Source organism: Saprospiraceae bacterium, from assembly GCA_016717265.1.
Lineage (GTDB): Bacteria > Bacteroidota > Bacteroidia > Chitinophagales > Saprospiraceae > Vicinibacter.
Genome location: JADKFX010000001.1, coordinates 3,654,931 through 3,668,097, shown reverse-complemented (window position 1 = coordinate 3,668,097; position 13,167 = coordinate 3,654,931). Strand labels below are relative to the sequence as shown.

Here is a 13,167-nt window from a genome sequence, read left to right as displayed (position 1 = left end):
ACAGAAATAGCGTAAGCTAATTCAGGATATTATAAAATTAACATGTAATTACTTCAATCCTTTAAACCGAGTAAAAAATGAAAAAGGAATCGTTTACTACGCTTTTAAAAAATGGAAAGCAAAAAACCAGGCAGCTATTCATAGTAACTGTTCTGATGTTTTTAGCGTCCATTCAAAATGTATCAGCGCAATGTCAATTGGCTTGTGATAATTTAGTTCAAGTTTCATTGGATGAAAAATGTCTAGCAATCATTACGCCTGATATGATCCTGGAAGATCCAGGAGTTGGCTGTATTTATACAGTCGTTGTTTTTGGAACAAATGGTTTACCAATTCCAAATGCAACAGTGAATTCTACGCACATAGGTAAAACACTAACAGTTGCTGTCTATTTAGACAACAATTCTTGTTGGGGCACAATTTATGTAGAAGACAAATTACCACCGGTACTCACATGTCCGGTAAATGACACCGTATTTTGTAATCGGACTAAGTATGTATTGATTAGTCCAGTAGTTATTGATAATTGTTCGCCGGTAACGCGTCATGTATTAAGTGATGTGACGGTAAAATATCCATGCGATTCGATCCTGGCAGGAAAACGGACGATCAGTTATTATTATACGGATGCGAGTGGGAATCATTCGGATACCTGTGATCAATGTGTATATTTTGAAAAGATCGATCCAGCGGTAGATATTGTATGGCCACGCGATACGATATTTCATTTAGGAGATAGTCTGTCTAAGATTTGTTTTGATACGATCCCTGGTCCGCAACATACGGGGGTACCGACAGCAGGCGGAGAAGCAGTGTATCCGAGTTGGGGGGTCTGTAAAATTGCATTGACGTATGAAGATCAGTTATTACCAGTATGTCCATATACATTTAAAGTATTGCGTAAGTGGACGTACATTGATTGGTGCCGTCCATCAGGTCAGAATGTAATCACGCATTATCAGGTGATCAAAGTAATCGATGAGAAGGGACCGATCATAGCATGTGGTCAGAATGTAACGATCAGTACAGATATTTGGAGTTGTACGGGTTCAGTAATATTACCATCACCAACAGTGATTGAAGAGTGTTCGAAGACGACGGTACAAGTAGGTTATAAATTAGTAAGGAATGGGGATACAGCGACCTTAGATGGAGCAAATACGAATAATATAGTCTATTTAGGCAATGGGTTTTATAGTATCAGTGGCTTGCCATTGGGATTAAGCTGGGTAATTTTTCGGGTAACGGATGAATGTGGAAATTATACAGACTGTGCAACCGAAGTATTGGTTGAAGATCAGGTACCACCGATTCCAGTATGTGATCAAAAGACCGTAGTGACCCTGACCTCAGATGGTACGGCAAAAGTATCGGCAATAACATTTGATGATGGTTCGCTAGATAATTGTGGCATTGATCGATATGAAGCCAGACGAATGGATCTTGGAGTACCCTGTGGTACATCGAATGCAGATCAGTGGGGTCCCTATGTATATTTTTGTTGTGCAGATATAGGAAAGACCTTAATGGTATCGATGCGGGTATGGGATATCCATGGAAATAACAATACCTGTATGGTAGAAATCGAAGTACAAGATAAACTTGTACCGATTATAGTATGTCCACCGCATATTACGGTAAGCTGTGAATTTGATTATACAGATTTAAATGTATTTGGCACGGTAAGAACCAATGCTGCCGATCGCAAAGCAATTGTGATCAATGATCCTAAAGCAACATTTAACGGAGCCAAAATAGATGGATATGCATACGATGGCTGTGGGGTGACGATAAAAGAATTTGTAACGTATGATTTGAAATGCGGTCAGGGCAAAATCTACAGAAGATTTGAAGCAACAGATCCAGGAGGCTTAGTATCAAGTTGTACACAAATAATACAGATCAATGATTATACACCGGATAATGTAAAAGTAAAATGGCCCCTGGATTATTTAAGTAATACAACGTGTATGAGTAAACTGCATTTGACACCCGATATTACTGGAAAACCAGAGATAACAGGAGCCGATAAATGTAGTAATATCATACAGACTTATGATGATTTAATATTTACCTTAGATCCGGATGCATGTTTAAAAATATTAAGAAAATGGATCGTAATAGATTGGTGTGTATATAATCCAAATGATAAAACACCAGTAGGATATTGGACGTGGACGCAGGTAATTAAAATAAGCAATGTAGTAGCACCAGTATTTCAAACGAGTTGTTTGGATCGAGCAGTGGATGTATTTGGTCCAGGATGTTCAGGCCAGGTAAGTTTGGTAGCATCTGCACTAGACGATTGTACGGATTCAACAGATTTAGTATGGTCGCATGATGTCGATATAAATAATAATGGGACGGTAGATGGAGCGTATAGTGGAAGTGGAAAAAATGCATCGGGAATATATCCAGTAGGAATCCATAAAATAACATTCAGAGTACGGGATGCCTGCAACAATGAATCGGTGTGTTCATTTTTATTGACCGTACGGGATGCAAAGAAGCCAACGCCCTATTGTATTGGTCATATTGTAACGACCGTGATGCCAAGTACCCAAAGTATTGAAATTTGGGCGAAAGATTTTAATTTGAATAGTGAAGACAATTGTACACAGAAAGATAAATTGAACTATTACTTTTTGTTAAACGGACGATTTGAAGCATCGATGTTATTTAGTTGTTCGAATATTGGCAAGAATATATTGCGGGTATATGTAGTGGATTCATCCGGCAATTCAGATTATTGCGAAGCGACCTTAGAAGTACAGGATCCGAATCATGTATGTCCTACCGGACTGACAGTACAAGGTAAGATTGTAACGATTGCGAATGGAGCCGTAAAAGATGCGATCGTGAGTTGGCAAAGACAAACACCAGCAGGAACGAATTCGACGTATACGGATGCGAATGGAGTATTTACATTTCCAAGCTTAACGGCAGGAATGAATTATACGATACAAGCAGAAAAGAATACGGGCTTTATAAATGGTGTAAGTACGTATGATATCGTATTAATCCAAAGACATATATTAGGAATCCAAACATTTGATAGTCCGTATAAATATTTGGCAGCCGATGTAAATGCAAACTGTTCGATCACAGCCGCGGATATATCAGAAATCAGAAGATTAATATTAGGAAAGATCAATGCGTTTGCACAAAGTCCATCGTGGAAATTTGTACCAACGAATAGCATCGTACCAACAGATAACCCATGTGGATTTGAACATTCAATTAGTTATAGTTTGATTAATAGGAATCAAATGAATGCTGATTTTTATGGAATCAAGATGGGAGATATTAATATCGATGTAGATGCAGGAAATGCGCAGAACAGCACCAGTAGGAATGCCAATCAAATGCCCCTGTATTATCAGGAGCAAATGTTAGGAGCAGGCAATACGCAAAGGATAGCGATCTATGCAACGGAAGGGATGAGTTTTGAAGGAATGCAAATGGCCTTTGAGTTGGATGCACAAAAGGTACAAATTGAAAGTATAGAAAGTGGACAATTGGAAATTACAGCCGATGAGTATGTAATCAATGGAAACAAAGTGGTCATGTCGGTAACACAAAACAAAGGTAAAATAGTAACACCGAAAACAGCATTATTTACCTTGGTTGTAAAATCGGAAGCAGAAATCAAACTTACGAATCAAATCCGGATGCAAGAGGAAATCCTAACTGCACAATGGTATGATGCAGAAGTTAAGATTCATCCGATAACATTACAGAGTAGAGGATCCAATGGAAGTGGAGGAGAAATAGCAACCGTATTATATCAGAACAAACCAAATCCGTTTCAGGAATCTACGAACATAGGATTTGAGATATCAAAAGCACAGGAAGTAGAATTTATATTTTACGAAATGAATGGAAAAGTAATACATCGGGTAACGAAGCACTACACGAAAGGCTATCATGAATTTGAATTGAAGCAAACAGAATTAAATACATTCGGAATGTTATACATGCAAATGAATACCGAAGACTTTACAGATACAAAAAGATTAATTCTTATCCGTTGATAAGGATTGAGTAAATGCAGTGTTATTGCCTGATCATGTTCACATGGTCAGGTTTTTTTTTGTAAATTGATATGGGTTTTGTGTTATACTCATTTACTATTTGCACCCTATGCTCTCTATTAGCAAAAGACATTTAAACGCGATATCATTTTTTGGCTAGATTCTTGCAGATAATCCGGAGAATAGTGTAAATTTGCAGGAAGACACTTTTGAATTTACAATTCTTTTCAAGCAAATCAACTCAAAACCAATGTTTTTATAGTTCCTGTAATTTCTATTTCGATAGAAAATTAGAGGTCAAAGCTTAAGAAATGCTTAAAAACAGGTATTGTATTATAAAATATTATTATATTCATTATAAAGATTATTAAACATATATTAAATTTGTTCTAAGTTTGGACTCAATGTTTTTAGCCCAAATACAGTAAGCTATGAAAAAATATATAATCTCTTTGGCGGTGCTATGCTGCTACGTTCTGGGTCAGGCTCAGCTCAATTTCCAGATCGCAAATGTTTCAGGAAATAAAAATGATACTATTTCAGTACCTGTTACTGTAACTGGTTTTACAAATGTCTTAACCACACAGTTCTCTATGCACTATGATTCCAATGTTTTGGCAATTGTGGATGTCATCAAAACTGGTAATTTCGATGTAAATTTCTCTACCCATGTAGGTAGTACATCAGTAAAAAATGGTCAGATTGGATTTACTTGGGATGCTCCTGGTGGTGTTGGGAAGAATATTACCAATGGAACTACCATTTTTTCAATGCGATTTAAATTAATTGGAAAGGAATGTGATTCTTCGTTTGTGAAGTTGGCAGATAAACCGGCCTCTATTGAAGTACTGGATGGTAATTTCAATAATTTAACATTAAATGCAACCACAGGCAAAGTAAAAATTAATGGCACTGGTTGCCAGGGAGGACCACCTCCTGTTGATTCTTCTCTTCAAATTATTGCCTCCACAGAGACAACACCCCAAGGTGTTGTGACCTGTTTAAAAGTAACCGCAAAAGGTTTTAAAAACATACAAACAGCGCAATTTACCATGCATTGGGACAAAGCAGTTGTTGTGTTTGATACCATAAAATCACTTTCATCAACACCACCCGTTGGATCGATTCAGCTATCATGGGGCCAAAATTATGCTTCACTACCAGATCGATCAGGGGTTGGAATTAATTGGGATGCTGGTGCAAATCCGGTTACCATTGCAGATGGAGCCACGTTATTTGAAGTCTGTCTTAAACCAGTTGGAGCTCCTGGAGCAATGTCTGCAGTGACATTTGATGGTACCCCAGTTTTGATTGAAGTGACAAATGGCAATGGAGATGTAGTAACACCTAAATTTACCTCTGGTAAAGTGACCATTACAGATGCTCCGGCAGCCAGCTTAAATCTATACGTTCGGGATACAACCGTGGAAGAAGGCTCAGAATTTTGTATTCCGATTCGGGTTGATAATTTTAAATGTGTTAGTAGCTTTCAGTTTAGTACAAATTATGATACAACAAAACTTAAATTATTAAGAATCAATGGCATAACATTACCAGGATTAGGTCCAAATAATTTTAATATTATCAAGGATTCAGTTCGGGTTACCTGGGATGCACAGTCAGGTTCTCAAGATTTACCAAATGGTGGTATCTTATTTAATATATGTTTCGAATCAAGGGTAGGTGTTCCATGTCCATTTGATACAAAATTGGTTTTTACAGATCTTACTGGCAGTCCAATGGAATTCGCAGATTGCAATAGTAAAAATTTTAATGTAATTAAAGGAGAACCCGATTTTACTGTCAAATGTAAAACTTCCACAACTCCGGTTTCCATTTCATTAGGTACAGTATCCAGTGTTAAGTGTTTTGGAGATTGTAATGGATCTGTAAAAGGAACCGTAATATCAGGGGGCAAAGGACCTTTTACGTACGAATGGAAATTACAACCATCGAATGTAACAGTTTCTACTGTTTTAGAACCTAACGATTTATGCCCAGGCTCTTATAAATTATCAGTAATTGATAATGGGGATGGCAATAAAGTTACAACTTCAATAGCAATCCAAATTAATGAACCAGCAGAAATTGAATTGACAGCAATCACGAAAGATGTAGTAATTTCTAGTGATGGTGCCATTGATTTAACAGTCATTGGCGGAACTCCTGGCTTTACCTATAAATGGAGAAGATTAAGTGCAAATCCAATTAATGTTGGTACAACAGAAGACATAACTAGTTTAGTTGCAAGTAATTATGAAATCATGGTTACAGATGCAAATGGTTGTATTAAAATGGATACATTTACGGTTAATCCTCGAAAATTTGAAATCCTTACTGTCACTTTAGCGGATTCAAACCGTTGCAATGGGGAATGTAGAGCTAAGCCTTTTGTGAGTGGAGCATATGGAAAAGTACCCTACCGATTTATTTGGAGTAATGGGGACACGATTAATCCACCAAATGGCTTATGTAAAGGATCTTATACAGTAACGGTTTCGGATGCACTTGGAACTTCCGCGACCAGAGTAATTGTAATTACAGAACCTGATGCAATAGTCATTACAATTGATAGTGTTAAAAAATCATCTGGAACAAATGGTGCAGCTTTTATTACAATAAAAGGTGGAACCCTGGCTTATAAATCTTTTCAATGGAAAAATTCTAGCGGCGTTATCATAAGTACAGAAGAAGACTTAAGGAATGCAGCACCAGATACTTATACATTTTGTGTAACCGATAAAAATGATTGTACTAAATGTGATACGGTCGTGGTGCAAAATGAAAATTCTGTTCCTCCAACGATTACTGTAGATTTAAAAGTAGACCCAAAAGCAGGTGGGACGGCAGTTACCTGCAATGGAAAATGCGATGGTAAAATAATTGTTACAGTGACGCATTCTGATCCAAAACCACATACGTATAAGTATAAATGGTCACACGATATAAATCTGAATTCAAGTATAGCAACTGATTTATGCCCAGGTACTGGTTATACAGTCACGGTAACTGATGAAGCTGGAAACTCCAAAGTTTCAACTCCGCTGATAGTTCCAGATGCACCGGCTATTAGCCTGGTAGCCAAAAGACTAAATTGTGCCAGCAATAGCAGTACCAGTGATGGTAAATACGAAGCACTGATTACGGGTGGTTCTTCACCTTTCAGTTTTGAATGGTGCAGCGGTAGCTTAAGCAAGATCGCAGATAATTTGCCAATAGGACCTTGTTTATTGAAAGTAACGGATGTAAATGGTTGTACAGCAGTTGAAAACTTTACCGTTTGCGGACAAACGCAATCACCAGAATGTTACAAAGGCAGACTGGCTATTTCTCCAAATGGCGATGGATACAATGAAGTTCTTGAAATAAGCTGTGTATCACAAACTGATAACGTACTTACGATTTTTGATCGTTGGGGTAACCAGGTTAACAAATTTGTCAATTATGTCAACACCTGGAATGGTATTGACAGTGATGGGGATGATTTAACAGAAGGGACTTATATGTGGATTTTAAAAGTCACAGAAGCAGGAAAAAATGATGCTTATTATAAAGGTGCTGTAACGATTGTTAGATAATTAGCTGGTTTATAAATTGAATATTATGAAAAATATTAATATATATTTAATTGTATTTATATCATTTATATGTTTGAATACAAATATTAAGGCGCAAGATTATGCCACGTCTTTAAAAACACATGCTGTTTATAATCACTATTTTGTGAATTTGTTTTTAGTGAATCCTGCAAATACTGGATTTAATGGCGATGGTAAATTACTCTTTAACTTTAGAAATCAATGGGCTGGGTTTGAAGGATCTCCAAAGGCCTTAACGCTCGCTATAGATGCAAGTCCGGCTAATAATATGGGACTTGGTGCAATGATTTATTCAGAGAATTTTGGAGTGGCGAATCGCTTTGCAGGTCAAATTAATTATGCTTATAATTTTAAAGCTAATGATAATATGAAATTTGCTTTTGGAATTTCAGGCTCTTATATTCAATATAATTTAGATAATGAAGCAATTACAGACCCATTACATGAAAGTCCAGATTCATATATAAACAGTGCTGTGAATGGCGAAAAGTATTTTGGGGCAGATTTCGGTTTTTATACAGAAATATCAGATAAATTCAGAATAGGGATTAGTATTCCTCATTTGGTAGAAACTCGTTTGGATGATTCTAATAAAACAAATACAGAGCCTAAAGCAGACAAACCAACTAATTTTATAGGGTTTTTAGGTGCTATTTGGAGATTACCTGAATATCGATTAGTAATTGAGCCATCTATTGGATTGCGGAAAATATCTGATGTACCTTTTGGTACGGATTTAAATGTATTGGCTAAAATGTTGGACGATCGATTATTTGCTGGGTTTACCTATAGCTATAATCCTTCCTGGCATAGAATCTCATTATTAGGTGGTATTAAAATTGACCGCCTTAGTTTCTTATATTCATATGACCAATCCTATCTTGAATTCCAGAACTACAATAATGGTTCGCATGAATTAACACTCTCCTTCGATTTATTCAAACCAAAGCCAAAAGTTGTAAAAACAGACGAAGGTATGATGAAGGAAGAAGGTGCAGTTCCTATGAACAAGTAATTCAATTTGTTTTATTTACTATTTAAATAGTTCACCCATTTAAAAAGGTGTATAATTTCTAAATATAACAAGTCAGAAAAGTTTAATAAGCTGATTTAAAGTATAATTTTTAGCTCAGAAATTATGTCGAATACCTTAGCCTCTTCAAAAAGGATACAAATGCTCTAAATATTGGACTAGTCTAATTATCGAGATTTAGTAGCCTGACACTGAAATGTTAGACATTAGCAGGTTACACAAACCCAACATGTTGGATGTGACTTTTCAATTTATCGGTCAATGACTCCGATCGCTACTGAGTTTAGTATTATAAAAATAAAACTTAAGAATAAATAATTTGATCATAACACAATGCAAAAGTCCCCTGCCTACCGCAGGCAGGCTTTCAAGGGGTTGGTGTTCAATTTAACATGAATTGAGTACACAAACCACTTGAATCGGTTTTGGCTAATTTACATTAACGATTGCTGCCCAGAAAATTAACCAACCTATACAAATGCAATCCAGGTTCAATAATCAAATAGCTTTAAGGATTGCTTAAAACGCTCAAGTGATTAGATATATGAATAGTGATTTTTTATGTATTATTTACTACTCATTCTGGTTTTTGTAATCATAGCCTTTACTTCATCGGTTACCGGAAAGACTACAGCTTCAATAATTTTACCATCAGAATCAGTATACATTTGCATAAACATAATTTTTTCTGGATTTTGCATTAACGCCCAATCGACAGCAATTCCATTTGTATCTTTAAGTGGAAAATCTTTCTTGAAATCAGTTCGGGTCCCTAATTCATACATTTCTTTCAAATTCAATTTTTTTAGTCCTTTTGGTGCATAAAAGTGTGATGGTGTTTCAACCATTAAAGGATCATCTGAATTCATTGTTGCATTTGAACCTGTTCCAGAAGCATCACTTGGTTCTTGTGAAGTATTCATTTGAGACTGATTTTTGGCCTCCGTTTTAGCTTCATTTTGAGGGTTTTCTTTACAGCTCAATAAGCTAATAATAATCGATAATAGTAAAAAATGAGTTTTATAGATTTTCATAGATTGGCATATTAAGGGTGCAAATTTATATTTATTTTTATTTTCATTTATTCAATACTTTGTTAATTGTTCTATTTTGACCTAGTACTTTGATAAATTTGCAGTCAAAATTTCTTTTAAAAGATGGCTAATGTACCTTATAGTTCTAAGTTAACTTTCTTTATTTTGTTATTATTAGGCTCCTGCTCAAAAACAAATAAAGAATCTTTTTCAGGTCAGTTATTTACATTATTGCCTGTTAGTCAGACTGGGGTCGATTTTAATAATAAGATCGTTGAATCACCGACCGAGCATATATATACATTCAATTATATATATAATGGTGCTGGTGTGGCGATTGCAGATTTTGATAATGATGGATTGCAAGATATCTATTTTACAGGTAACCAGGTGCAGGATAAACTGTATAAAAATAATGGTGATTTTAAATTTGAAGATGTTTCGGATAAAGCTGGAATTTCAAAATTTGATGGATGGAGAAATGGGGTTTCAACAGTTGATATTAACTTAGATGGTTATATGGACCTTTATATTTGCAGAGGAGGTTTTTTAAATATTCCAGAGAAAAATAAAAATTTACTCCTAATCAACCAAAAAAACATGACGTTTGTGGATGAGGCAGATAAATATGGAGTTGCTGATCCAGGGTATTCGATTGCTTCAACTTTTTTTGATTATGACTTAGATGGGGATTTGGATTTATTTGTCACAAATCGACCACATAAGTGGAAAGTTGAAGAAGATACCATTATAAGTGTAAAAGAATCTTTCAAAAAAGGCATTTATGATCCATTAACTGCAAATAAATTGTTTAGAAATAATGGGAATGCAACGTTTACAGATGTTAGTAAGGATGCGGGAATATATCCTAGTTATGGATATGGCTTAAGTGCGGTTGCTGGGGATTTAAATAAAGATGGAACGCAGGATTTATATGTTGCCAATGATTTTATTGAGAATGATTATTTTTATATTAATTATGGGGATGGTACATTTAAAGAAAGTGTAAAAACATTAACCAATCATGTTCCATATTATTCTATGGGCGTAGATTTTGGAGATATTAATAATGATGGTGATGATGAAATTTTAGTTGTAGAAATGAGACCTGAAGATTATAAGCGTTCTAAAACAACAATGCCTGCCATGCAACCTGAATATTTTCTTCAACTTAAAAGTTTAGGATTTCAGGATCAATATATGCATAATGCATTACAATATAATCATAGCAATGGCTTTTTTACAGATATTTCGCAGCTATCAGGTGTCGACAAAACAGATTGGTCTTGGGCTGCAATGATTAATGATTTAGATAATGATGGTTATAAAGATATTATTGTCACAAATGGTTATAGAAGGGATGTTTATGACCGGGATATGAATGCCAAACTTAAAGAGTTTTTAAAAGCAAAAAATAATCTTGTTGATAGTGTTGAACAAGCATTAGGGATGTTACCTTCTGTTAAATTAGTAAATTATATTTATAAAAATAATAAGGATTTAACCTTTAAAAAAATGATGAAAGACTGGGGCTTTAATGAAACCAGTTTTTCAAATGGTGCAGCCTTGGGAGATTTGGATAATGATGGTGACCTTGATTTCGTGGTGAATAATATTGATGACCCTGCGTTTATTTATAAAAATAATTTAAATGCTTCTCAAAACTATTTGCGCATATCCTGTAAAGGTTTTCCTTTTAACACGTTTGGTATTGGAGCAAAAATTACAATTTATTACGGAGATCAAATGCAATATATTGAAATGAGAACCAACAAAGGTTATCTTTCATCCAGTGAGCCTTTTGCACATTTTGGTTTAGCAGCCATTAGTAAAATTGATCGGCTTGAAGTGCTTTGGCCTGACTTTAGAAAAACTGTTTTAAAAGATGTGAAAGTAAATCAAACTTTGGAGATTAAATATGATCCAAAAATTGCTCAATCAAATGAGCAACGACAAATCAATCCAATTTTTGTTGAACATACTACGGAAAGTATTTTGCCCCAATATTATCAAATTGAAAATCAATTTAATGATTATAAAAATCAGAAACTCTTACCGCATATGCTTAGCAGATTAGGACCTTTTATTTCTGTTGGCGATGTAAATAAAGATGGTAAAGAAGATTTTTATGTGGGCGCTGCTCATTTTAAAGCTGGACAATTATATATGCAAACAGATTCCGGCACGTTCAGAGCAAAAAAAGTACCCATCTTTGAAAAAGATAAAGATTATGAAGATATGCAAAGTCTTTTTTTAGATGCAGATGCGGATGGAGATTTAGATTTATATGTGGTTTCCGGCGGTACAGAAATGGAAGAAACATTACCTATTTATCAGGACCGGCTTTATATAAATGATGGTACAGGAAATTTTTCAAAAGATCTTTCAAATCTTCCGATTATTCGATCCAGTGGATCGTGTATTGCCGCTGCTGATTTTGATGGCGATGGAGATTTGGATCTTTTTAGAGGCGGTCGTACAATTCCAGACAAATATCCATATCCCCCAAAATCCTATTTGTTAGAAAACATCGGTAGTGGAAAATTTAAAGATGTCACAGATGAAAAAGCAAAAGAATTGCGATTGGTAGGTATGGTAACTTCTGCTGTTTGGTCAAATATCTCAGGGGACCAAAAGCCAGAATTAATGATAGTTGGTGAATGGATGCCAATTACAGTATTCGAAAATTTAAATGGAAATTTAGTAAAAGCAAATGATGATAAATTTAATTTAAAAAATACGGAGGGTTGGTGGAATCGAATTGTCGCAACAGATTATGACAAAGATGGTGATATGGATTTTATTGCAGGAAACCTCGGTGAAAATTATAAATTTCATGCAAGTGTGGATAAACCATTTATGGTGTATTGCGATGATTATGATCAAAATGGAAGTTATGATATTGTGCTAGCTAAATTTAATGGTAAAGACCAGGTGCCCGTCAGGGGAAGGCAATGTTCTTCGGAACAAGTTCCTTCAATAGCTACAAAATTTCCAAATTATAATTCATTTGCAAATGCAAATTTGCAAGAAATTTATGGAGATGGGTTGGAGAAAGGTCTTGCCTATAAAGCACATCTCTTTGAATCCATTATATTGCAAAATGATGCAGGAAAATTTAAAGTTATTCCTTTGCCTAAGGAGACTCAATTTTCTACAGTTCAAAGTATATTAACGGATGATTTTGATAAAGATGGAATGAATGATTTGGTTTTAGGTGGGAATTTATTTAATGCTGAAATTGAAACGACTCGTGGTGATGCATCCGTTGGATGTTTTTATAAAGGTTCTGAGAAAAATTTGTTAGGAAAATTTATAAAACCACAAAATTCTGGATTTTTTATTCCATATGACGTAAAAGACATGAAAACAATTCATGTAAATGGAAAACCTTGTATTTTAGTTGGAATTAATAATAATGCCTTGTATTTTTTTAGAAATATTTTATAAGAATTTTATGAATCTAA

General features: G+C 35.0%; 5 protein-coding genes. 4 read left to right on the top strand and 1 reads right to left on the bottom strand.

Translation table 11 applies throughout. The features are described 5' to 3' along the window. Nucleotides 1-77 precede the first annotated feature (77 nt). The 3 genes from IPO86_14360 to IPO86_14350 all read left to right on the top strand — a co-directional run bounded on the left by IPO86_14360 (nucleotide 78) and on the right by IPO86_14350 (nucleotide 8,648). Complete coding sequence (locus tag IPO86_14360; GenBank protein MBK9729287.1) at nucleotides 78-4,034, top strand: hypothetical protein; 3,957 nt, start codon at nucleotides 78-80, stop codon at nucleotides 4,032-4,034. A gap of 431 nt (nucleotides 4,035-4,465) precedes the next feature. Continuing rightward, nucleotides 4,466-7,612: a gliding motility-associated C-terminal domain-containing protein gene (locus IPO86_14355; GenBank protein ID MBK9729286.1), complete on the top strand. Its 3,147-nt coding sequence runs from the start codon at nucleotides 4,466-4,468 to the stop codon at nucleotides 7,610-7,612. Between the two features lie 25 nt (nucleotides 7,613-7,637). Beyond that, nucleotides 7,638-8,648, top strand: a complete 1,011-nt coding sequence (locus IPO86_14350) for a PorP/SprF family type IX secretion system membrane protein (protein MBK9729285.1) — start codon at nucleotides 7,638-7,640, stop codon at nucleotides 8,646-8,648. Between the two features lie 584 nt (nucleotides 8,649-9,232). On the opposite strand, the gene IPO86_14345 is transcribed toward IPO86_14350, so the two are convergent. After that, complete coding sequence (locus IPO86_14345) at nucleotides 9,233-9,700, bottom strand: hypothetical protein (protein MBK9729284.1); 468 nt, start codon at nucleotides 9,698-9,700, stop codon at nucleotides 9,233-9,235. A gap of 123 nt (nucleotides 9,701-9,823) precedes the next feature. Between IPO86_14345 and IPO86_14340 the strand changes: the two genes are divergently transcribed. Further along, nucleotides 9,824-13,150 (top strand): CRTAC1 family protein, encoded by a 3,327-nt coding sequence (locus IPO86_14340; GenBank protein ID MBK9729283.1) that lies wholly within the window; start codon nucleotides 9,824-9,826, stop codon nucleotides 13,148-13,150. Nucleotides 13,151-13,167 lie beyond the last annotated feature (17 nt).

What these genes read in the sequence shown, in the direction of transcription:
- IPO86_14350 (MBK9729285.1), top strand. Translation starts at nt 7,638, where the DNA reads ATGAAAAATATTAATATATATTTAATTGTATTTATATCATTTATATGT.
- IPO86_14340 (MBK9729283.1), top strand. Translation starts at nt 9,824, where the DNA reads ATGGCTAATGTACCTTATAGTTCTAAGTTAACTTTCTTTATTTTGTTA.
- IPO86_14355 (MBK9729286.1), top strand. Translation starts at nt 4,466, where the DNA reads ATGAAAAAATATATAATCTCTTTGGCGGTGCTATGCTGCTACGTTCTG.
- IPO86_14360 (MBK9729287.1), top strand. Translation starts at nt 78, where the DNA reads ATGAAAAAGGAATCGTTTACTACGCTTTTAAAAAATGGAAAGCAAAAA.
- IPO86_14345 (MBK9729284.1), bottom strand. Translation starts at nt 9,700, where the DNA reads ATGAAAATCTATAAAACTCATTTTTTACTATTATCGATTATTATTAGC.